22 protein-coding genes and 3 pseudogenes are annotated in these 21,085 nt (G+C 39.9%); 15 read left to right on the top strand and 10 right to left on the bottom strand.

What is annotated here, in order from left to right:
- Nucleotides 1-161: 161 nt before the first annotated feature.
- Both GTU69_RS14575 and GTU69_RS14570 read left to right on the top strand, forming a co-directional pair.
- Nucleotides 162-3,617 (top strand): MASE3 domain-containing protein, encoded by a 3,456-nt coding sequence (locus GTU69_RS14575; RefSeq protein ID WP_166171520.1) that lies wholly within the window; start codon nt 162-164, stop codon nt 3,615-3,617.
- Between the two features lie 195 nt (nt 3,618-3,812).
- Nucleotides 3,813-4,500: pseudogene (locus GTU69_RS14570) on the top strand (IS5 family transposase).
- A gap of 18 nt (nt 4,501-4,518) precedes the next feature.
- Here GTU69_RS14570 and thrS read toward each other — a convergent pair.
- The 6 genes and pseudogenes from thrS to fur form a co-directional block, all read right to left on the bottom strand.
- Nucleotides 4,519-6,429 carry a threonine--tRNA ligase gene (thrS, locus tag GTU69_RS14565; protein WP_166171518.1) on the bottom strand — a complete coding sequence of 637 codons (1,911 nt, stop codon included), beginning with the start codon at nt 6,427-6,429 and terminating at the stop codon, nt 4,519-4,521.
- A 36-nt stretch (nt 6,430-6,465) separates the two neighbouring features.
- The gene (locus GTU69_RS14560) at nt 6,466-7,821 is read right to left on the bottom strand and encodes a dihydroorotase (RefSeq protein WP_086197112.1); all 1,356 of its coding nucleotides are present in this window, start codon (nt 7,819-7,821) and stop codon (nt 6,466-6,468) included.
- Nucleotides 7,811-8,371 carry a carbonate dehydratase gene (locus GTU69_RS14555; protein WP_166171516.1) on the bottom strand — a complete coding sequence of 187 codons (561 nt, stop codon included), beginning with the start codon at nt 8,369-8,371 and terminating at the stop codon, nt 7,811-7,813. Before GTU69_RS14555 ends, GTU69_RS14560 begins: the two co-directional genes overlap by 11 nt.
- Before the next feature lie 29 nt (nt 8,372-8,400).
- Entirely contained in the window at nt 8,401-8,820 is a 420-nt protein-coding gene (hisI, locus tag GTU69_RS14550; protein ID WP_166171514.1) for a phosphoribosyl-AMP cyclohydrolase, read from the bottom strand.
- Nucleotides 8,814-9,719: a GTP cyclohydrolase FolE2 gene (folE2, locus tag GTU69_RS14545; protein ID WP_166171512.1), complete on the bottom strand. Its 906-nt coding sequence runs from the start codon at nt 9,717-9,719 to the stop codon at nt 8,814-8,816. The genes hisI and folE2 overlap by 7 nt, the downstream gene beginning before the upstream one ends.
- A gap of 102 nt (nt 9,720-9,821) precedes the next feature.
- A pseudogene (gene fur / locus GTU69_RS14540) lies at nt 9,822-10,239 on the bottom strand (ferric iron uptake transcriptional regulator).
- Nucleotides 10,240-10,393: 154 nt separating this feature from the next.
- On the opposite strand from fur, the gene GTU69_RS14535 reads away from it, so the two are divergent.
- From GTU69_RS14535 to zigA, 3 genes are read left to right on the top strand one after another with little or no spacing between them, the layout of a single operon-like run.
- Nucleotides 10,394-11,140 carry a D-Ala-D-Ala carboxypeptidase family metallohydrolase gene (locus GTU69_RS14535; protein ID WP_166171510.1) on the top strand — a complete coding sequence of 249 codons (747 nt, stop codon included), beginning with the start codon at nt 10,394-10,396 and terminating at the stop codon, nt 11,138-11,140.
- A complete protein-coding gene (locus GTU69_RS14530) occupies nt 11,133-11,543 on the top strand; it encodes a transcriptional repressor (protein WP_166171508.1) in 411 nt (136 codons plus the stop codon). Before GTU69_RS14535 ends, GTU69_RS14530 begins: the two co-directional genes overlap by 8 nt.
- Nucleotides 11,544-11,557: 14 nt before the next feature.
- Nucleotides 11,558-12,790: a zinc metallochaperone GTPase ZigA gene (gene zigA / locus GTU69_RS14525; RefSeq protein ID WP_166171506.1), complete on the top strand. Its 1,233-nt coding sequence runs from the start codon at nt 11,558-11,560 to the stop codon at nt 12,788-12,790.
- Nucleotides 12,791-12,881: 91 nt separating this feature from the next.
- Here the strand turns inward: zigA and GTU69_RS14520 are convergent, their stop codons facing one another.
- Nucleotides 12,882-13,202: a metalloregulator ArsR/SmtB family transcription factor gene (locus GTU69_RS14520; RefSeq protein ID WP_166171504.1), complete on the bottom strand. Its 321-nt coding sequence runs from the start codon at nt 13,200-13,202 to the stop codon at nt 12,882-12,884.
- Between the two features lie 146 nt (nt 13,203-13,348).
- Here GTU69_RS14520 and GTU69_RS14515 point away from each other — a divergent pair.
- The 6 genes and pseudogenes from GTU69_RS14515 to GTU69_RS14490 form a co-directional block, all read left to right on the top strand.
- A pseudogene (locus GTU69_RS14515) lies at nt 13,349-13,499 on the top strand (MBL fold metallo-hydrolase); the annotation flags it as partial.
- A 72-nt stretch (nt 13,500-13,571) separates the two neighbouring features.
- Nucleotides 13,572-14,354 carry a sulfite exporter TauE/SafE family protein gene (locus GTU69_RS14510; protein WP_086197103.1) on the top strand — a complete coding sequence of 261 codons (783 nt, stop codon included), beginning with the start codon at nt 13,572-13,574 and terminating at the stop codon, nt 14,352-14,354.
- Between the two features lie 239 nt (nt 14,355-14,593).
- Nucleotides 14,594-14,989 carry a rhodanese-like domain-containing protein gene (locus GTU69_RS14505; protein WP_166171556.1) on the top strand — a complete coding sequence of 132 codons (396 nt, stop codon included), beginning with the start codon at nt 14,594-14,596 and terminating at the stop codon, nt 14,987-14,989.
- Between the two features lie 52 nt (nt 14,990-15,041).
- Nucleotides 15,042-15,377 (top strand): carboxymuconolactone decarboxylase family protein, encoded by a 336-nt coding sequence (locus tag GTU69_RS14500; RefSeq protein ID WP_068911064.1) that lies wholly within the window; start codon nt 15,042-15,044, stop codon nt 15,375-15,377.
- A 29-nt stretch (nt 15,378-15,406) separates the two neighbouring features.
- On the top strand, nt 15,407-16,027 hold the full coding sequence (locus tag GTU69_RS14495; RefSeq protein ID WP_166171502.1) for a class I SAM-dependent methyltransferase: 621 nt from the start codon (nt 15,407-15,409) through the stop codon (nt 16,025-16,027).
- 67 nt (nt 16,028-16,094) lie between these two features.
- On the top strand, nt 16,095-16,838 hold the full coding sequence (locus GTU69_RS14490; RefSeq protein ID WP_166171500.1) for a glucose 1-dehydrogenase: 744 nt from the start codon (nt 16,095-16,097) through the stop codon (nt 16,836-16,838).
- 258 nt (nt 16,839-17,096) lie between these two features.
- Here the strand turns inward: GTU69_RS14490 and GTU69_RS14485 are convergent, their stop codons facing one another.
- The 3 genes from GTU69_RS14485 to GTU69_RS14475 form a co-directional block, all read right to left on the bottom strand.
- The gene (locus GTU69_RS14485) at nt 17,097-17,396 is read right to left on the bottom strand and encodes a NifB/NifX family molybdenum-iron cluster-binding protein (RefSeq protein WP_120366198.1); all 300 of its coding nucleotides are present in this window, start codon (nt 17,394-17,396) and stop codon (nt 17,097-17,099) included.
- Between the two features lie 118 nt (nt 17,397-17,514).
- On the bottom strand, nt 17,515-17,775 hold the full coding sequence (locus GTU69_RS14480) for a helix-turn-helix domain-containing protein (RefSeq protein WP_166171554.1): 261 nt from the start codon (nt 17,773-17,775) through the stop codon (nt 17,515-17,517).
- A gap of 255 nt (nt 17,776-18,030) precedes the next feature.
- Nucleotides 18,031-18,501, bottom strand: coding sequence for a DUF2946 domain-containing protein (locus GTU69_RS14475; protein ID WP_166171498.1), 471 nt, complete (start codon nt 18,499-18,501; stop codon nt 18,031-18,033).
- Between the two features lie 345 nt (nt 18,502-18,846).
- Here GTU69_RS14475 and GTU69_RS14470 point away from each other — a divergent pair, with 345 nt between their 5' ends.
- From GTU69_RS14470 to GTU69_RS14455, 4 genes are all read left to right on the top strand, one after another.
- Nucleotides 18,847-19,194 carry a rhodanese-like domain-containing protein gene (locus GTU69_RS14470; RefSeq protein WP_166171496.1) on the top strand — a complete coding sequence of 116 codons (348 nt, stop codon included), beginning with the start codon at nt 18,847-18,849 and terminating at the stop codon, nt 19,192-19,194.
- Nucleotides 19,195-19,243: 49 nt separating this feature from the next.
- Complete coding sequence (locus GTU69_RS14465) at nt 19,244-20,116, top strand: MBL fold metallo-hydrolase (protein WP_166171494.1); 873 nt, start codon at nt 19,244-19,246, stop codon at nt 20,114-20,116.
- 249 nt (nt 20,117-20,365) lie between these two features.
- Nucleotides 20,366-20,776 (top strand): DUF2946 domain-containing protein, encoded by a 411-nt coding sequence (locus tag GTU69_RS14460; protein ID WP_166171492.1) that lies wholly within the window; start codon nt 20,366-20,368, stop codon nt 20,774-20,776.
- A 66-nt stretch (nt 20,777-20,842) separates the two neighbouring features.
- On the top strand, nt 20,843-21,040 hold the full coding sequence (locus GTU69_RS14455; protein WP_166171490.1) for a hypothetical protein: 198 nt from the start codon (nt 20,843-20,845) through the stop codon (nt 21,038-21,040).
- The last annotated feature ends 45 nt before the right edge of the window (nt 21,041-21,085 follow it).

Below are 21,085 nucleotides of genomic sequence, written 5' to 3'. Positions count from 1 at the left end.
ATTTGATATATAAGATTAGCTGTAGGCAGCTCTCATGCAAGGTATTCACGGATTATTTACACCGGCCTAATGTTATAATAAACATGTGAATTTTTAGACAATACAACATTTTAAACAGCGCTATGACATAAGGCCATTTTCGAACTTTATTGGGGAACTTTATGCCTAAATCATCTCGTGACTTATTTTCACCGGATGTATTCGACCTTAAGTCGTTTATTTCTCCTTATATGATGATCATTCCTCCGACGATTTTTGCCTTGCTGATCTGGTGGACCAATCAAAGTTTTGGTTTCATCTTTACCCATACCATCGCGGAACTGATTTCCATCATTATCGCGCTTACAGCACTGATAGTGACTGTGGTATCGCGGCATTTTACTAAAAATTATTTTGTGGTTTTCATTGCGATTGCCATTGGCTGGTGTGGATTTATTGATCTGTTCCATACCTTGCTTTACAAAGGCATGCAGATTCTTCCTGTGGACAGTGCCAATCAGGCCACACAATTATGGATTGGCGCCCGCCTGTTGCAGGCTTTTACCATGCTCGTCGCACCATTCATGCTGACACGCGCGATCAAACCTGTCCCGCTGAACCTGTTTTTTGGTCTGCTTAGTGCCGGGATTGTGACTGCAGTCATGCTGGGTTTCTTCCCCACCGCCTTTGTTGATGGGCAAGGCCTGACCCCTTTTAAAATTTACAGTGAATATCTGATTATTGCGGTGCTGGCACTGGCGCTGATACTGGTCTGGCGCCGCCGCGAATATTTATCGGCGCAACTGACGTTTGGGGTCAGTCTTTCCATGCTGACCATGATGGCCTCTGAATTTACCTTTACCCAGTATGTGTCCGTATATGCCGATGCCAATCTGCTGGGGCATATCCTGAAAGTTTATTCCTACTGGTTTATTTATATGGCACTGGTCGAGTCGACCATCAAAGAACCTTTTAGTATGCTGTCCAAGGCGGCCAGCACCTATGACACCATTCCGGATCCGACCTATATTGTCAGTTCCAGCCAAACCATTCAGCAGGTCAATCTGGCAGCAGCCCGGCTACATGGTATTGCTGCGGCACAATTGACCGGATGTTCCGTACATGAACTGGCGCATGATCCTCGTGTAAAGGCTGAGGATTGTCCGGTCTGTTCCAGACTGCAGCATGCACCGCAAGAGTTTTTAATCCAGTTGACTTTGCCGGACCGCAAAACGGTCGAGTGTCATGTCGCCCCCTTTGCAGAACGCCTAGGCAAAAAACCGGTCTGGGTTATGGTGGTGCATGATATTACAGACCGCCAGCTTTTGTTGCAGGATGTACAAAAACGGGTCAAGGAAGTACGTTGTCTGAACCAGATCAACCAGCTTTGCAATAACATACATAGTGACATGGCTGAGCTATTGCAGAAAGCCATGGAAATCATTCCTTCGGGATTTTCCTCTCCGGAAAGGATTCATCTGAGGATTGACAGTGACTGGGGCATTTTTGGCACTGAACCTCCTGCCCAGACGCACTATCTGCAGTCGGCTTTTGGCAATGATACCCAGAAATCCGGAAACTTAATAATCTGGTATGCTCAGGCACCGGATGTGCCCGCTTTTCTGGATGAAGAACAAAGTTTAATCGATCACATCACCAGCCAGATTACCGATGTTTATATCCGGTTACAGTCCCAGGGGCGGGTAGCACGTTTAACCTATCTGTACCAGCTGCTCAGTGAAACTAACCGGGTGATTGTGCATAGTCAGAACCAGCAACAGTTGCTGACTGAGTTGCAGCAGGTACTACTGAAGCTGGGGAGTTTTGCCAAAATTTTGATTGCGCTGAAAGTTGATGATCAGGTAGACAGTCCACTGGTAATTCAGTTCCATCATAATATTAGCGCCAATATTTTGCCCACTTTACAGACTGCCTTGCAGCAGGATCAGAATACTCCGTTGAATCATCTGAAAAATACCAGCCCGGACGTGGATGTTTATAGCTATACATTGATCAATGATCCTGATAAGAGTGTTTCTCCAGAATACCGGACCTGGATACACTATTTAAAACAGGAGCAGATCCGTCAAGCGGCATTAACTCCATTGCTGTTACAAGGCCATTTCTGGGGACTGGTCGGGCTGTATACCACGGGCCAGGTGGAATTTGACCAGGAGCAAATTCAGCTACTTCAAAATCTCTCCAGAGATATTTCATTTGCGCTGGAGCGTTTTGCAGCGGAGCAGCGGCGTCAAACAGCCGAAACCTATTCACAGCAGATGGAACAGCGTTTCCAGCAGGTGTTTTTACAGTCACCTGTACCCATGCATATTATTTCCATGCAGGATGAACGTATTCTTGCAGTCAATCTGGCCTATGAAAAATGGTTGGGATATAGTCTGGCCGATTTTCAAAATCGGGAAGCCTGGCTGAAAAAGGTGGCACCTGATATAGAACAAAGACAGGTGATGCAGCAGAATTGGAAAGATGCCTTGCAACTGGCCAAAGATGGCAAACAGGTACAATTTCCTGAAATCACTTTTTTGGCAAAAGATGGCAGTCCCCGTATTGCACAGCGTACACTAGCGGTTGTAGGTAATGACGTAATTGTTGCTTGGAACGATGTCACTGCTATCCGGAAAACCGAACAGGAATTACGAGACAGTGAGCAACGTTTCCGTGGAATGGTGGAGCAGACTGTGGTCGGAATGTATGTATTGCGAGACAATCAGTATTTATACGTCAATCCAAGTTATGCCAATATGCTGGGTAGATCTGCCACAGAGCTCAACGGACATAATATCCTGGAGTTTAGAGATGCGACTCCAGACACGTTGGCGTTGATTCACCAAGCTGAGGATAGGACACAGGCGGCAGAGCATTTCAGTATGCCATCTATCGTTTCATTTCGACATCGAAATGGTCAGATCCGGGAATTTTCTTTGCATAGCCGTCACATTACTTGGGACGATGGCTTGCCTGCCGAAATTGTTATGGCACAGGACATTACCGAGCAAAAGCAGGCACAGGACCAGATTGCCCGGCAGCTGGAACAGCTGGAGGCCACCATGTATGGCACCTTGCAGGCGGTATCGATCATGGTGGAATTGCGCGATCCTTATACCGCAGGGCATGAACGCCGTGTCGGCTTGATTGCCAGTGCGATTGCCAAAGAAATGGGCTGGGATGAAAAACGCTGTCTGCAGATGGAAGAAATTGGACTGGTACATGACATTGGTAAAATTTCTATTCCTTCCGAGATTCTGACCAAACCTTCTCGTCTGACTCATCTGGAAATGGAAATGATGAAAGGCCATGCACAAGCCGGCTATGAAATTCTCAAGGATGTTCCTTTCAATATTCCGATTGCTGAAATCATTGGCCAGCATCACGAACGGATGGATGGCACCGGTTATCCTAAAGGATTAAAAGGTGATGAGATCCATCCGCAGGCCCGTATTCTGACCGTGGCAGACGTGATTGAGTCAATGGCTTCGCATCGTCCTTATCGTGCGGCTTTGGGGGTTGATGTGGCCCTGGCAGAAATCTTACGTGGACGCGGAACGATTTATGATGCGGAAGTGTGTGATGCAGCAGTACGTTTAATTAAGGAAAAGGGATATGTCCTGCCAAGTTAAACAGGCTTGAAGACCAGCTGAATAGCAGCCAAAAAGTTATTCACTCTTTGAGTTTAATGGGAATTGGGAAGACCGATATTTTCGAATGCTTTAAATTGAAGTGTTAAGGTGTGTTCAGAATTAGGTCAATAAAACTATTCCGTTTATAGTTTCGTTATGGATAGATACCTATTTACAGATGCTCAATGAGAAAAAATGGAACTACTCTGCCTCGGTAAAGTCACAGATCGGGGTCGGATCGGTACAAATAATAGATTATTTCTAGACGCGCTATTGTGGATTACACTTAGAGGTAATCGAAGGAGAGATTTACCATATAATTTTGGCAAATCGAATACTGTTTTAAAAGGTCGCTACTGCTGGGTGAAAGCCCGTGTATTTGAGAATTTTTGAATTAGTCAATGTGGATTCTGATCTTGAATACGCCATGGTGCAAAAGGGAGAGCTATTCCTAAGCGATTGGTCAATCAAAAGATGGAATGACTACTAAAATCCTTGCCTTAGTCGAGAGTTTGGGAAATTTGGTTAAATTCCGCTTAATGCCCGGACAATCTCATGATCTTGCTGAAGTTAAGCCACTGATTAAAGATATAGATTTTCAGGCATTATTAGTAGATAAAGCTTTTGATGTAGCTTAGTTATTGAAGGAGCTTAGTTATTGAAGGAGCTTGATCATCGTGGAGTAAAAGCAGTTATTCCCCCAAAAGCCAAGCGTAAAGTTCAGCGTATATTTGATCGTTGTATGTATAAATGGCGGCATTTCATCGAAAATTACTTTTGCAAATTGAAAGAATTCAAACGTATTGCCATGCGTAGTGATAAAATAGACTCAAATTTTGCCGCCATGATTTATATTTGTGTGAGCGTAATTAACCCTCGTTAATTTTCAACACACCTTAGATTAGCTTGTAGATGTATTATTAAAAAAATCGAGTAACTCAGAGTATTGAAAATCTCCTAAATCTACTCCATTTTGCGCACGTATTCGAACAGATGATAGTTGCGCTTCCTGCTCACCAATGATGATCAGATAAGGTATTTTTTGTAGCGTATTTTCACGGATTTTATAGTTCAATTTCGTTTGACTTAAATCTAATGTTGCCCTAAAGCCATACTTTTTAAGCGATTCTTGCACTTGTTTGGCGTAATCATGTTGTGTATCTGTAATTGGTAAAATTGCGATTTGAACTGGTGCAAGCCAAAATGGGAAATGTCCCACATAGTGTTCAATTAAAATACCAATAAAGCGTTCAAAAGATCCAAATAAAGCCCGATGTAACATCACAGGTCGTTGTTTTTGATTATTTTCATCAATGTAATGAATATCAAAACGTTCTGGTAAATTTAAATCAACCTGAATCGTCCCGCATTGCCATTCACGACCAATAGCATCTTTTAAGGTAAATTCAAGTTTGGGACCATAAAATGCACCTTCACCGATATTTAAGGTATAAGGGATATCAAGCTGTTCAAGAGATTGTTTTAGTGTATTTTCTAAAAAATCCCAAATTTCATCTTTACCGACACGATGATCAGGACGTGTGGATAATTTGATCGAAATTTCATTGAAACCAAATTGTTCATAAATTTTGTAAATGAGAGCAATCGTATCTTTACATTCAGATAAAAGCTGGCTGTCAGTGCAAAAAATATGGGCATCATCTTGGGTAAAATGGCGAACGCGCATTAATCCATGTAAAGAGCCAGATGGCTCATAGCGATGAACTTTACCAAATTCTGCCATGCGTAACGGTAAGTCTCTATAACTTCTTAATTCATGTGCATATAGACAAACTGCGCCAGGACAACTCATTGGCTTAAGCGCGTAACTCCGCTGATCTTTAGTGACTGTGGTAAACATGTGCTGCTGATAGTTTTGCCAGTGTCCCGAAATTTCCCAAAGCTCACGATCCATGACATCGGGAGTATTAACTTCAATATAACCCGCATCATCTTGTTGCTGGCGTAAATAATCTGTCAATAACTGAAATAATTTCCAGCCTTTCGCATGCCAGAATACGGCACCAGGTGCTTTATCATCAAAATGTAGCAAATCAAGTTGCTGTGCTAATTTACGATGATCTCGTTTTGCTGCTTCTTCAACTTGCTTTAAATGTTTTTTTAATTGTTTTTGGTCAGCCCAACATGTGACATAAATTCGTTGCAACATAGGGTTTGTAGAGTCGCCTTGCCAATATGCACCAGAAACATGAGTCACTTTAAAATGTTCTAAAAATTCAGTATTTGGAACAAGTGGACATAAGTAAACATCAGAGAAATCATTATTTTGATGAAAATATAATGTGCTTAAATCACTCATATTTTTTAAGTGTTGATATTTAAAATCAGAATTTTGCTGTTTAAAAAAATCAGCGGCTTGATCGGACGTAATCTTTTCTGTGCGTATATCTAAATGTTGTTGTACCCACTCATGCATTTTCAGTTCAATTTGTTGCAAATCATCCTGATTAAAGGATGGAGTATCGGCGAAGTCACAATAAATACCATAATCAGTAATTTTATATTCTACGGGGTGAGCAGAAGGGTATAACTGATGGACAGCTTGTGCCAATAGATAAGCATAGGAGTGTCGTAGTAGATTTAAATGATTGTCATCGTTCAGACTGAAAAGTTCGATGTGACAGTCATGCTGGATAACATAGTGTAAATCAACGAAATGAGCGTCAACTTTAGCGAGAAAAGCTTTTTTATAGCTTTGAATTTTGAAACGAGACAAAACCTCAGAAATCGCCATGGATTGTTCGAGTTGAAAATGGTGAGTTGAACCAAGAAAATTAAACTGGATATTCATATAGAGTCATCTAAATACGGGTAAGGCTATTGCAGATTAGCGGTCAATTTCTAAAGCTTGACCCTGACAGTTAAGATAAGGTTGCTGTTGATGCCATGCGAGTTGACCAGAAATGATGGTTGTATCCACCAGATGGCGGAATGTTTTCTTTTGGAAGGGTGTCCAGCCGCAACGCATATAATTGGTTTGTTCAGCTACAGATTGTTTTTGATGATTTTCACGGATGAGGACTAAATCTGCCCAATAACCTTCACGGATATAACCTCGATCTTTAATGCGGAATAAATCAGCAACCTGATGTGAGGTTTTTCTTACCAGTGTTTCAATCGATAGTTTTTGATCTGCCACTAATTCTAATAATGCAGGTAATGCATGTTGAACTAGAGGTAAGCCTGAAGGGGCATTAAAATAAGATTGTTGTTTTTCTTGCCATGTATGCGGTGCATGATCTGTACCAATAATATCAAGACGATGGCTATTAGAAACTGCCTCAATAAGCGCCTGTTTGTCATTGCTAGTCTTAATAGCTGGATTACATTTTATTAAATGGCCTAAATCAGCATAATCAGATTCATCAAAAGTTAAGTGATGTATACATACTTCAGCAGTAATATGCTTTTTGTCCAATGGCAAATTTTTAAATAAGCAAAGTTCTTTTGCTGTTGTCAGATGTAGCACATGTAACTGTGTACCGAATTTTTCAGCGAGTGATACGGCTAACCGAGAGCTTTCAAAACAGGCTTGTTTATCCCTAATTCTAGGATGTAGGTATGCAGGGACATCTTCGCCATATTGATCACGATAAAACGCTTCCAGTTGTTTAATCCGTGGCGTGGATTCGCAATGTGTTAATAAAATAGTGGGTACATTAGCAAATAAGCGTTCTAAAATCTTTGGATCATCAACCAGCATATTACCCGTTGATGCTCCCATAAAGACTTTAACACCGCTGACCAATTTAGGATCAAGTGCTTCAACAATCTCTAAATTTTGTGCACTTACACCAAAGTGAAATGCATAATTGGCTATGCTATGTTGGGCTGCAATTCCTTTTTTATAGTGTAGTGCAGTTAAGTCCAATGTAGGAGGATTGGTATTTGGCATATCCATGATACTGGTAATTCCACCTATCGCAGCTGCCAAAGACTCTGAGGCAAAACTCCCTTTTTGTGGTGAGCCTGGGTCACGGAAATGTACTTGATCATCAATCATGCCTGGGAGTAACCATGCTCCATCAGCCTCGATGCTTTTAGCATTGTATATACCCGTTATATTAGGTTGGATTTTACTAATACGACCTTGCTGAATCAGGACATCACAGATTTGTTGCTGCCCCTCATTAACCATATTCGCATTACGTATGATTAGATTTGGGGGTTGTCTAAAATTCATTTTGTAATGCCTTATAACCTTGTACCAACTCAATATTGGTGCTCACCACACTTTCAGAAAATTCACTGATAGAAATATCGATTGGAGGGTACTGACTTAAGTCCGTTCGAGCATTGATATAGCTCATCGCAGGTACATAAAATGATTCAGGCAAATCGCGACCATCGACCACTGCATTATGACGGATGGCACTATGATCACCGACTTTACAGTTGAATAAGACGCTGTTAAAGCCGACAAATACGCGGTTACCAATCACACATGGACCATGAACAATCGAACGATGGGCGATGGATGAGTTTTTTCCAATCGTGACTTGTGCACCTGCTTTTGAATGAATGACAACACCATCTTGGATATTTGAATTTTCACCGATAATGATGGGTTGCATGTCGCCATTTTCATCTACTTCATCTGCACGGATCACTGCATAAGGACCGACAAATACGTTAGCTTCAATGATGACTTTTCCACAGATAATTGCGGTTTGATCAATATAAGCGGATTGGTCAATGATAGGGAGATGACCAGTTGGATTTTTACGAATCATGGTAATGTCTTCGATGTTGTATAAATTGGCTAAATGATGGGCTGAGTTAAAATTGTGGCGTGTTGTTTGTTTAATCCAAGATAAAAACAATTGGGACGATCAGTGTGGCAGGCGGATCCAGTCTGTTCGACCAAAAAGAGAATGCTGTCACCGTCGCAATCAAGTCTGGCTTCAATGAGTTTTTGACGATGTCCTGAACTTTCGCCTTTTCGCCATAAGCGCTGCCGCGAGCGAGACCAATAGCAAACCTGTCTTGTATTCAGGGTTTCAAGTAGTGCATCACGGTTAATCCAAGCAAGCATTAAGACATCTTTACTCTGTATATCTTGTGCGATTGCAGTGATTAATCCATCCTTGTTCCAAGGAATGGCATCAATAATGCTTGCCAGTTCATAACATTGCCCCATCTTTCCTTGTTCGATATCTAGAAAAATTGTCGAACTTACCATTGCCATGAACCCTGCGCGACTGCATCGTGGGCATGTAAACTTTCAGCATGGATGACTTTGAAGTTAAATCCTGCAATACCTGAGTAGTTGACAAATGCGTGGTATAAGCGGCGTAAAGCATCTTCACAGAACATTAAATTTTGACCATTTGCTAATGCAAATGCCTGCTCATCTACACGTTTGACAGCAGTCTGAACGGGTGTTGCCAAGGCTTGTTCTGCATGTGAAATGAATTGTCGAATTGGAATGGACTGTAAGCAAGGGGCTAATTTAAAACGTAGCTGAGCAAAACTTCTTTGGCTGTGTGGTGTTGCTACAATCGCGTCTGTTGTACCTAACCACGCCATGACATCATCCGTGTTTTGTGGATTTATTTTTTTTGTATCAACGGCATCTTGAAAGCTTTTTTGAATGAGGTCTCGTGCCAAAGCCGCAGAACAAGGACAGGTTGAAGAATAGGTGATTTCTATTGCTAATTCAGCTTCAAAAGTATGCTCATTTAACTGACAGCATAAGCTGAAGGGATAGCTTTTCCAGCCCGATAGTACACTGATTAAAGCAGGTTGTTCTAAGTTAAACTCCGCTTGAATATCAAGGCGGGCTTGTTGAGAGAGCTCAGTATGACTTGCTAAGAAATCCTGAAGTGTTTGATAAATGTGATTTAAAGTTAGGTCAGGCAGTGAATGGAGCTCCAGCAGTCGAGTATACAGTCTAGACATATGGATGCCTTTGGCCTGAGGATCATCTAAGCTGACATAGGCATTTACTTTACTGGCACACAGTGTGTTTTGAATTTGAATGGGCAAAGCAATATTTTCCATTCCGACCCAATCAAGAGGATAGGTATGTGTGTGAAGAAAAGGCGCAGACGAGATATCTGGGAGTTGCGAGGCATTCATATTGGAAAGCAAGTATTAAATGTTATGTTATAACATAACAGATAATGAGTATTGTTTCTAGTCCGCCCTTAATAAGAACCGATAAATACTCAATTTTCTATTTTATTTTTTGGAATTTCTACAATATCCAAATAAGATTAGAGAATGTCCTGTGAGTTGGAAATCATGATTTTCTGCAATACTTAAAAGTAATTTTTCAATTTCTTCATTCTTAAACTCAATGATTTGGTTTGGTTTTTTGACATACAAGATGATCGTGGGAAGTATCTTGTTTTATTTCAAATAGGGCATGATTATGATCAAAGTTATGGCGTTGAATAATACCTGCCATTTCAAATTGAGTTAAGACACGATAAACCGTCGCTAGTCCAACATCTTCATCTTGTTCTAAGAGTTTTTTATAAATATCCTCTGCACTCAGATGGTGAGGACTTGAGTTTTCTAATATTTCTAAAATTTTTATTCGCGGAAGAGTGACTTTTAGTCCTGCTTTTCTCAGGTCTTGATTGCTAATCGCCATATATATAATCCGTATTTGATAAGGATGGGGGAATGTAAATTTTGAGGAAGAACTTTTAAACTCATAAGTTATGTTATAACATAACAATAATGATGGTAAACTTATTAAAATTGCCAAGATGACATTTAGAGTTGCGAGATTGTAATAACTGAATATGAAGCATCTTTTAATTATAGGGTTACTTTTTTGTCTTTCAGCATGTAGTCAAAAACAAATAGGGCAATTGATTTACTCATCGAATGCCTCGGGGAAATATGCCATAACAAAACATAAATCTGTGCTGTCAAATCGATTATTCAAGAAAATTGCACCAATTTCTTATCAGCATTGGCTATCTCAACCTTTAAATAAAGATCAAGTTCTTCGTTATAAAGAGTTTTTAAAAAATAATAACTTACACAGTGTCATGCCTGAGTTTGAGTTATTTCAAACTGCGAGAGATTGGCAAAATTGCAATGCATCCGAATATGAAATTCCACCTCAAGAAATTTGGAGCAATATTATTCCGACCTTAAAAATTTTGAAGGAATTGGTTGATGTCAAAGTGATTGATGATTTTACAGTCACTTCTGTCTACCGTAATTCTGTATTAAACCGTTGTGCGAGTGGTGCTGATTCTTCAAGGCATGTTTTTAATGCAGCACTCGATTTTCGAATTGGTTATGAACAACCAACGCCAGAAGAATCTGGAGTGATTCAGCAAACAAAAACTAAATTGTGTCAATTTTGGGTCGAAAAGGGAGTCACTTTAAATATGGGACTTGGTATTTATACTTCTGGGCAAATTCATATTGATAGTGCTGGATATCGTACATGGGGACCAGATCATAAAAGTACCTCATCACCTTGTATCACTCAGCTTTTGTCCAATCAGAATAATAAAGGAACACGAGATGAATGAATTAAAACTCAGTGTTGTGCAGCAAAGAGTGTTAACAATTTTGCAGAATGAGCAGAAGGCAATGAGCGCCTATGCTTTATTAGAAAAGGCAAAATCTTTCGGATTGCAATCTCCAGTACAGATTTATCGTATTCTAAAAAAATTATCAGGCTATGGACTGATACTTAAACTCAATACATTGAACAAATATTTAGCGTATGAATTGAAGAAGAAGCAAAGCTATTTGCTCGTCACGATTTGTACAGAATGTCAGGCAGTACAAATCGTTGATTCACCTCAGTTTGCTCACGCCATCGAACAGTCAATTTTCCCTCAAAATTTTAACTCTAAACATCATTATTTAGAGCTCGCAGGTCAATGTGCTTTATGTTTTTCCAAACATAACAGCCCTTTATTAACATAAAAGTGAGAAAGTCAATGGATCATCCTTTAGCCATCCCAGCAAAATTACCTGTAACTGTGCTGTCAGGATTCCTCGGTGCAGGTAAAACGACATTACTCAACCATATTTTAAATAACCGTGAAGGCCGTCGTATTGCTGTCATTGTCAATGATATGTCGGAGGTGAATATTGATGCTGCTTTAGTACGAGAGGGAGGTGCAGAACTTTCTCGTACAGATGAAAAGCTGGTCGAGATGAGCAATGGTTGTATTTGTTGTACGTTGCGTGAAGATTTATTGGTTGAGGTTCGTCGCCTTGCACAAGAACATCGTTTTGATCAATTGGTCATTGAGTCAACTGGAATTTCTGAGCCATTACCTGTAGCAGAAACCTTTACTTTTGAAGATGAAAATGGTGTGTCACTGAATGAGTTTGCGCGACTTGATACCATGGTGACGGTTGTAGATGCCTTTAATTTTTTAAAAGATTACAGCTCGTATGATAGTTTGCAACAACGTGGAGAATCATTGGGTGAACAAGACGAGCGTACAGTCGTTGACTTACTGATTGATCAAATTGAATTTTGTGATGTCATCATCTTAAATAAAGTGGATCTGATCAATGAAGAAGAAAAGCAACGTTTATTTGCAATTTTAAATAAGCTCAATCCACGCGCAAAAATTGAAATTTCTGAATTTGGTCAAGTTGATTTAGATAAGGTTTTAAACACGGGACTTTTTGATTTTAATGAAGCTTCTCAAGCTCCAGGCTGGCTGAAAGAATTGCGTGGTGAACACACGCCTGAAACAGAAGAATATGGAATTAAAAGTTTTGTATATCGTGCCAGACGTCCATTTCATCCACAACGCTTTTATGATTTCATCAATTCAGAATGGCAAGGTGTAGTCCGTTCTAAAGGTTTTTTCTGGCTGGCATCAAACCCTGAATTTGCTGCTTCTTGGTCACAAGCGGGTGCGATGGCTAGACATGGTGTTGCAGGCTATTGGTGGGCAACGGTTCCTGACGAGTATTGGCCAGAGGATCAGCAAAGCCGTGATGAAATCATCAAAAATTGGGATGAGCGTACTGGCGATGCACGACAGGAAATTGTACTGATTGGGATGGATATGGATGAGCATAGTTTAATCCAACAGTTTGACCAATGTTTACTGACGGATGAGGAAATGGCTGGGGGACCTGAGCAGTGGAAGCTTATGCTTAACCCATTTCCCGATTGGGAAAATTTAGGCCAATCTTTAGATAATTGATTTGAATGTGTAAACAGACTCTTTTGTTTAAATGAGTGAGCAAAAGAGTTTGTTATCTAATATATGAAATATTTTGAAGATATCTCTGGTTTTAGTCTAAGTCTTTATCACTCTGACAGTACAAGTCATATAGGGTCTGCATGATTTTTAATATTCGTATATCACTTAATTGATAAATAATCTGCTTACCTTCACGACGTGTTGATACTATTTTACTTTTTCTCAGTACAGTCAGTTGTTGTGACAAGGTCGGCTGGTAAACCCCAGCAGATATTTCAATTTTTTGAACATTCAATTCACCATCAACTAAGACACATAAAATTTTAAGACGATCAGGATTGGATAAGACTTTTAAGCAATCAGTCACAAGATTGACTTTGGAAAAGTCTATTTTTAATTCATTGTTATTCATAAAGTTATCCTAAAAATCCACCTTATTCTATAAAAAAGTAAAGTAACACTTGAATATAGTATATAATTATATATTATTAATAAATATATTGTTTGGTGTATTTTGTATGTTATGCATGACTATCTAATTTCCTTTACTGGTGGATTGTCGAGATGCGAAACCAGCGTGATTCAGGACTGAGTATGCCAAAGCTGATCCTACCTTTCATTCAGATCAATATGAAAGGTGGACAGTTCCCAACGCCAGAAGAGAATGGGGGTTTCTTATTTAAAACTTCCACTCAATTACTTTAAATAGGCATTTTTTCAAGATTAAACAAAAAGGTTTGTCTGTTGTTTAATTGCTTTAGTAAATAGAGGAACAGTGGCTATGTGGGTATTGATACTTGAAGGGCTGGCCATCGGTGGGTTATTGGGTTTAACCGGTGCTGGTGGTGGTATTCTGGCTGTACCGGCACTGATGGCGAGTCAGGGTTGGACTGTGGCACAGGCTGCACCTGTAGGCTTGCTTGCAGTCACTTTGTCCGCATTCGTTGGAACGTTCGAAGGTTTATTCAAGCGTATTGTACGTTATCGTGCTGCACTCTGGATCGCCTTGATCAGTATTCCTTCAGCCCGTTATGGCGTGCATTTAGCCGATATAGTTTCTCCAGTCTGGTTGACGCTGGCTTTCAGCCTGGTGATGCTGATTGTGGCTTACCGGATATTCTTTAACAAAGTCAATGACTATGAAAATCCACCGTGTAAAGTCAATCAAACGACCGGTCGCCTGATCTGGAATTTGAAAACTGCCTCGTTCCTCGCCGGTATTGGTGTAGTTGCGGGTTTATTAACTGGCCTGCTTGGGGTTGGTGGTGGTTTTGTAATTGTTCCAGCGCTGCGTAAATTCACAGACCTCGATATGCGTAGTATCGTTGCGACTTCCCTGATGATTATCTTCCTGATTGGCAGTGTCAGTATTTCTGCCCACGTTCTGGATGGCTTTCAATATCCTGTTTCGGTTACGCTGACTTTTGTTCTAGCTTGTATCATTGGGATGCTCATTGGGCGTAGTTTGATACCTTTGATAAAGAGTAATCAAATCCAAAAGGTTTTTGCCACGACCGTGATTGGGGTGGCAATCTATTTAATCTATTCAGCACTCATAGGCTAGTCCTGTGCACTGTATGGATAAAGAATGCATGAGTTGATGTATGACTACATGATCTGTCATCTGAATGAATATCAAACAGGTGTAGAGTCTAAAATGAATTTAGCAAATGGGCTGTTTGCAATAGTGTGATCGTTGCAACAGTGCTGGAATGAGAGTTTATAACAAAGTGCTTTTAAGTTGCTGATCTGGCTTTTATAACAGATGAGGCTGATTTTGATGAGTGAGGAAGAGTAGAAATGATGAAAACTGCAGAGCAAATGATCCTGAATGCGAAAAGACGGATTCAGGAAGTGAGTGTAGATGACTTACTTGAAGCCATGAAAAATCATAAAACCATTCTAATTGATGTTCGGGAACCAGATGAATTTCAGGCGGCAGCGATAGACCGTGCGGTGAACTATCCTCGTGGTGTTTTAGAAATGAGGATTCACCAGCATCCTTTGGCGAGCCATCATTGCGATACCCTACAGGCACTGGAACATCTTAAAGATCAGCCGATCTATTTGATCTGTGGTACAGGCGGCCGTTCTGCACTGGCTACAGATACTTTGCAGAATATGGGTTTTACTCAGGTTAAATCCGTTCAAGGGGGATTTCAAGCATGGCTAGAGCTGGGCTATCCGGTACAAAAATAATCTATTGAATAAGCAAAACCTTATTGTTGATTGTTTAGTTTGAGAGAAAATCATGAAATACAAAGAATTAACCCAGAATATTTCAGGTAATTTAAGAACGCTCAGCCAGGATTCACCTGATTTAATGAAAAGTTTCAATCAATTATCCCAGATCGCAATGCGTGATGGTGTGATTGATTCCAAAACCAAGGAATTGATTGCCTTGGCGATTGGTGTGGCTGCACGTTGTGATGGTTGTATCGGTTTTCATGTCAGGACGTTGGTCAAAATGGGTATGACCCTGCAGGAGCTGGAGGAAGCTCTGGGCGTTGCTGTGTATATGGGCGGTGGACCTTCATTGATGTATGCCGCAAATGCCCTGGAAGCATTTAAAGAGTTTTCCAACTGATTGGATAGTGGAGTAAATGGAGGGATGAAATGAGTCAGCACTGGAATGAATTGTATACCCAGACGCAGGACTTATACGGCACAGCAGCAAACCTGTTTATCCATGAGATTGCGGAAAAAATCCGGATAGAAGGTAAAACACTGGCTATTGCTGAAGGGGAAGGACGGAATATCCTGTACCTGGCTGAGCAGGCAAGACAGCAGGGTTACCCTTTTTCAGCGGAAGTTTGGGATTATTCCGATGTTGCTTTGAAGCATCTGTCCAGCAAAGCCGAAGCCACAGGGATAAAGCTGGAACTCCGACATGTTGATTTAACAGCAGCGAAATGGCCGTCCGAGCGTTATCAAAACGTGATTTGTGTATTTGGTCATTTCGATACAGAAACGCAAAAAAAGGTTTTAGAAGGCATAAGAGAATCTTTGCTAAACGGTGGATGGTTTATCGGTGAGCTGTATTCCAAGGAGCAGATCAACTATAAAACTGGTGGCCCTAAAAATATCGAATATTTATACGATCCGTGGGATATTTTGCAGGTTTTCAAGCAGGATCATATCCATCATTTTTATGTTGGAGAGCAAGAAAGACAGGAGGGAGAATTACATTGCGGTAAATGTCATGTTATTCAATTTGCGATACAAGCGATGAAGTAAAAATAAGTGAATTATTAAATGTGATGTAAATATTCAGCATTGCAGTACTTTAAAAAGAGGTTTTATTATGTCAAATCGGTTCAAAAATAAAGTTGCCCTAGTTACTGGTGCGGGTTCTGGAATTGGGAAAAGCACAGCTATGCTTTTAGCGAAGCAGGGTGCAAGTGTTGTAGTCTCTGATATTAATTTTGAAGCAGCACAGAAAGTTGCTGAGGAAATTGTATCTTTAGGCGGTAAAGCGGCTGCGAATAAAGCCAATACGGCTGAACCTGAAGACATGAAAGCAGCGGTTGAATTTTCAATTAGCACATATGGTGCCCTTCATTTAGCTTTTAACAATGCTGGAATATTGGGTGACGTTCAGCCAATTGCAGATTTAAGTATTGAAGCTTGGCGTCGTGTGATTGATATTAATTTGAATGCGGTCTTTTATGGCTTACATTATCAAATTCCTGCAATATTGGCAGCCGGCGGTGGTGCAATTGTGAATACAGCATCAATTTTAGGTTTAGTTGGGACTGAAAATATTTCTGGTTATGTTGCAGCTAAGCATGGTGTAACCGGGCTTACTAAAACGGCTTCGCTAGAATATGCTAAAAAGGGTATTCGTATTAATTCAGTACATCCTGGTTATATTAAAACACCTTTAATTGGTGAGTTTGATGAAGCTGAACTGACAAAATTGCATCCAGTTGGTCGTTTAGGAAATCCGGAAGAAGTTGCTCAGGTCGTTGCTTTCTTACTTTCTGATGATGCATCTTTTGTAACGGGCAGCCAGTATGTAGTAGATGGTTCATATACTTCACAATAGTTAATTTTAGGAAAGGCCTTCACCTAATTGAGAAGGTTTTTCCTTTTAGGGTTTATATATAAGTATATGTTTTACAAATAAAAAACTTATGGAATTCATCAGGTGTTTATATGAAATATCGTGTCAACTTATTTTAAGCCTAGGCAATTTAATTTTTTGATTAAATAGCAGTTAGTAAGATGTATTTTATTAGCTAAAGTTCCCACTAACTTTTAATGGAAACTTTAACTATGGTTTTAGATTTTATTCATAGGCGAGTTAAAGTAAACTGTTAATAAAATTATCAGGATCAATTTCATCCGTCACAATAACATGTACGCCAATATTTTTGAGTTTTTCTCGCAATCTGTCACCCATCCCTGTAGTTACGAACATGTCCATAGGTAACAGTTTTTCTAGTACCTCACCCGACTGAGAAAATGATGCTTCTTTCTCCACCTCAATGAGCTGTTTGTCCATAACTTTCCCATCTTTGAGCTCATATTTCCAGAATTTTCGGCATTTCCCAGCGTGCGGAGTAATATGACGTCGGTTCTGTGATGTAATTACAATTACCATAAAGATTTCTCCAAACCAAACCGATACTACTGCTCTTTATAGGTATGTATCGGTTCATGATGATTCATAAGTTAAGCTTGTAGTGACAAAAACTATTCAAAAACATAGCTAATACTATTCAAGCAAGATTTTTCAAAACAAACTGAGGTGACTTGATAAAGAGTTTCAACAAAGCTTGGGCTGAGCTTGAGGGATGACGAACTCCACGTTCCCAACTTTCTAAGGTACGGGCGGAAATACACAGTTTTGATGCTAGTTCTGTCTGTGAAATATTTAGAGCTTGCCGGATCCTTACAATTTGTTGTGCTAAATCCAGACAACAGTTGCTATTAAAATCACTTTTTGGGAGATGTGCCTGATCATGCTGAAGTAGATTCATCATTGTCTCCTCCTTATCGATATACTAGAAAGTTGTAATAACACTTTGAAAAATCCAAAGGTCATTGAGACTGTGACAGCCTGATTTCAAATAAATTTGAATACAGGTAAATTAAAAGCCATATTCATTATTACGGATAGGATCACTGTGACTGAAGATGCTAATTGTGAGCTGCTCACATGTTTTGGATAGATGAATATTTTCAGCCATATCGGAAACTGCGGCAGACTGCTCAGCGATACCACATCTGCTGATTTAGTGGATGAGTGTTAAAGGAGGAGCACGACCCTGAGGAATCAGGAACCACGGAGCAGGTGGGGACAGCGTATATGGGACAACTGTACTGAAGAATTGTAGTAATATCTGAGTCCTGATCAGTACTAGTCTGAGTTTCGTATCCAGTAGCGGTAGGGTATAGCTGTGCACTAGGCAAAACTGACAGTCATGCCCGGTATGTGCATCATCCCGCTCTTGATGTTCATGTCGATCCTGCACATGTGTGAAGACATGTGCATTATTTTGGTCTGCTCCGCTGGCTTGATTGCTATGCGGATGTGATGTTGCGAAGCTGTGGTGTGGATGAACGTTAGTAACTTCTAGATGTAATGCTGCGGCAATAGTTTTACATACCGAAAAAACACTGTGTTTTTCTGGCAATAAAGGCTGCAGCAACACAGCGATCTGTAACAAGATTGCTGATAACCCCAGCAATCTTCCCAACATCATGAGCACTTCACTACACTTTTATGGACATTACATAAGTTATAATATAACAAAATATAAAATTTATAATTGAAAAATAGACGATAAAATCGATTTTAATCTGCTACTAAACATAATTTTATTTTTTCTTTATGGAATAGGAAGCATAAGATCATTCTGAAGCGAATGAGGTCTTATTAAAGTTGGACTGCATTGTAGGTTTAGTTATTAAAAAGTCATTGTATTTTCTATGAGGATAGATTTGATGTTTAACTCAAGATTAGCTTATATTTATTTTACTACTTATTTTTATTTTAAATACTTATAAATATAAGTCGCGGATAACAACTGTTCTAATAGAGGAAAATCATGTTTAATATTCTGATGTATCTACCTTGGGGCAAGGTGCCTGAAATCACTTGTCAGGAATTATTGCAGAAACGGGAAATTGTACAGATTGTTGATGTCCGAAGTGCTCAAGAGTTTAAACACAGTCATATAAAAGGTGCTGTTAATTTACCTATTACACAGTTGAATGAATCTACAATACAGTCATTGGGGCTCAATCTGGATCAGCCCGTGGTGACCATTTGTTTATCGGCGCACCGGAGCATTCCAGCGACACGCAGATTGGCCAAGATGGGATATTCAGTCACACAGTTAAAAGGTGGTATGAAATCTTGGTGGAAAAATGGCCTGCCTTGTATCAAAAACTAAGTTTTAAATATGCTCTGTGAGCTTCTAAATTTAAAAAAGGAGTAAGACTATGTCGACTCAACCCAATGTAAAAGATTTTTTTGATCCTAAAACAAATACATTCAGTTATGTAGTTTCAGATCCAGGTACAAAACAATGTGTGATTATCGACAGTGTGCTCGATTATGACTCTGCTTCAGCAGTGACATCTACCACGCATGCCGATCAAATCATCGCGTATGTCAAAGAGCAGAGCTTACAGGTTAAGTGGATTTTAGAAACGCATGTACATGCAGATCATTTAACAGCAGCACAATATTTAAAACAGCAGCTGGGTGGAAAAACAGCGATGAGCGAACGGATTTCACTGGTACAGGAAACCTTTAGCTCAATCTATAACATTGATATCAAAAAGTTCAATGCTTTCCAGACATTTGATCATGTATTCCAGGATCATGAAAAATTTCATATTGGCAACTTACAAGCCTATAATATTCCTACCCCTGGACATACACCTGCATGCTTGAGTTATGTGATTGGAGATGCTGTTTTTGTAGGTGATACCTTGTTTATGCCTGATTATGGAACGGCACGATGTGATTTTCCGAAGGGCAGTGCTGAGACTTTATTTGATTCTGTGCAGACCCTCTATCAGTTGCCTGAAAACACTCGTGTTTTCCTGTGTCATGACTATTTACCGGAATCACGTCATGACTACATCTGTGAAACCGATATCAAAACTCAGAAAAAGTCTAATATTCATATTCATACTGGTACAGAAAAAGCGGAGTTTGTTGCAATGCGTCAAAAACGTGATGCAACCTTAAGAATGCCTGAGCTGATTTTGCCATCCATTCAGATTAATATGAACGCAGGACGTTTTCCTCAGCCAGAACAAAATGGCGTATCTTACTTAAAATTGCCTCTCAATTATTTCAAGTAAGCAAAGTATTCTTCTGAACACTCTTTGTACAATACATAACTTTCTCCTGCATCAACTGTAAGAGAAAGTTTTTTAAATTTTAAGTATTTAATTTAATTAACTTTTTATTTATTTTTTTTGCTTTTCAAAACTAAGTATATATTATATATTTGTAGAATGAAAAGTTGAGTAAATACGTAGGAATTTATCTTTAAATTTCATGTTTTTATTCAGCGTATCCCTCTTATTCGATGCCAGTCGAGAGAAAACTTGCTGAAGCGAAGTGGAATCTTTATTGCATTTGCAGCGATACTTTTGCAAATTGCAGTATATTTACAGCCTCTGCTGCCGGAAAAATTTCACATTGCTCCGGTCTGTATGTCGATTACCCACAATCTTCTTTCGCCTGTCGATCATCATCATGTCCACTCAGTTCATCATGAGCTGTTCAAGGATTTGATTCCTCAACATTCCCACGATCACAATAAACATAACCATCAATGCCAATATTGTACGGTTTATGGTGATTTAGTGCTGCCATTTAAGCTGGGGATTGATGAAGTTCTGGACCGGATTCAGGTTCGACTTAATTTCTATCAGCCTGTCTTCCGGCATGTCTATTTCAGCTTACAGAAGTTGTATTTGCTGCCGCAGGGCAGGGCGCCTCCTTTGGCTCTTTAGGACATGATTGGTCACGTCAAACAGTTGTTTTGTTTGCACTACACAACATCTTAAAGAGTTTTAATCATGAAAATTCAGTTTTCGCTGTTCGCTAACAGCGTAATGGTTTCGTTCGCCCTCAAAAAAGTCTATAGCGTATCCGGTATACGGGTTTCATCTCTATACCAGAAGATCGATGTCTGGCAAGGGGTGTCAGTTTCACTGCATCAATCGGCGCTGTTGATGTCCTCCCTGTATTCAATTGATCAGCAGGAGGCAGCATGAATTTAGGGCTAACCGCGCTGGAACTGGCACGTATCCAGTTTGCAT

The sequence above is a fragment of the Acinetobacter sp. SA01 genome (genome assembly GCF_011319235.1).
Taxonomy (GTDB): Bacteria; Pseudomonadota; Gammaproteobacteria; order Pseudomonadales; family Moraxellaceae; genus Acinetobacter.
Note: the sequence above shows the minus strand (reverse complement) of the source record. Positions and strands in the feature narration are given on the sequence as shown.

Coding starts and splice junctions, on each gene's coding strand:
- GTU69_RS14500 (WP_068911064.1), top strand. CDS start 15,042: ATGAAATACAAAGAATTAACCCAGAATATTTCAGGTAATTTAAGAACG.
- folE2 (WP_166171512.1), bottom strand. CDS start 9,719: ATGAATGCCTCGCAACTCCCAGATATCTCGTCTGCGCCTTTTCTTCAC.
- zigA (WP_166171506.1), top strand. CDS start 11,558: ATGGATCATCCTTTAGCCATCCCAGCAAAATTACCTGTAACTGTGCTG.
- GTU69_RS14455 (WP_166171490.1), top strand. CDS start 20,843: ATGAAAATTCAGTTTTCGCTGTTCGCTAACAGCGTAATGGTTTCGTTC.
- GTU69_RS14520 (WP_166171504.1), bottom strand. CDS start 13,202: ATGAATAACAATGAATTAAAAATAGACTTTTCCAAAGTCAATCTTGTG.
- GTU69_RS14510 (WP_086197103.1), top strand. CDS start 13,572: ATGTGGGTATTGATACTTGAAGGGCTGGCCATCGGTGGGTTATTGGGT.
- GTU69_RS14555 (WP_166171516.1), bottom strand. CDS start 8,371: ATGATTCGTAAAAATCCAACTGGTCATCTCCCTATCATTGACCAATCC.
- GTU69_RS14475 (WP_166171498.1), bottom strand. CDS start 18,501: ATGATGTTGGGAAGATTGCTGGGGTTATCAGCAATCTTGTTACAGATC.
- GTU69_RS14530 (WP_166171508.1), top strand. CDS start 11,133: ATGAATGAATTAAAACTCAGTGTTGTGCAGCAAAGAGTGTTAACAATT.
- GTU69_RS14575 (WP_166171520.1), top strand. CDS start 162: ATGCCTAAATCATCTCGTGACTTATTTTCACCGGATGTATTCGACCTT.
- GTU69_RS14560 (WP_086197112.1), bottom strand. CDS start 7,821: ATGAATTTTAGACAACCCCCAAATCTAATCATACGTAATGCGAATATG.
- GTU69_RS14495 (WP_166171502.1), top strand. CDS start 15,407: ATGAGTCAGCACTGGAATGAATTGTATACCCAGACGCAGGACTTATAC.
- GTU69_RS14505 (WP_166171556.1), top strand. CDS start 14,594: ATGAAAACTGCAGAGCAAATGATCCTGAATGCGAAAAGACGGATTCAG.
- GTU69_RS14485 (WP_120366198.1), bottom strand. CDS start 17,396: ATGGTAATTGTAATTACATCACAGAACCGACGTCATATTACTCCGCAC.
- GTU69_RS14470 (WP_166171496.1), top strand. CDS start 18,847: ATGTTTAATATTCTGATGTATCTACCTTGGGGCAAGGTGCCTGAAATC.
- GTU69_RS14465 (WP_166171494.1), top strand. CDS start 19,244: ATGTCGACTCAACCCAATGTAAAAGATTTTTTTGATCCTAAAACAAAT.
- GTU69_RS14480 (WP_166171554.1), bottom strand. CDS start 17,775: ATGAATCTACTTCAGCATGATCAGGCACATCTCCCAAAAAGTGATTTT.
- thrS (WP_166171518.1), bottom strand. CDS start 6,429: ATGAATATCCAGTTTAATTTTCTTGGTTCAACTCACCATTTTCAACTC.
- hisI (WP_166171514.1), bottom strand. CDS start 8,820: ATGGTAAGTTCGACAATTTTTCTAGATATCGAACAAGGAAAGATGGGG.
- GTU69_RS14535 (WP_166171510.1), top strand. CDS start 10,394: ATGAAGCATCTTTTAATTATAGGGTTACTTTTTTGTCTTTCAGCATGT.
- GTU69_RS14490 (WP_166171500.1), top strand. CDS start 16,095: ATGTCAAATCGGTTCAAAAATAAAGTTGCCCTAGTTACTGGTGCGGGT.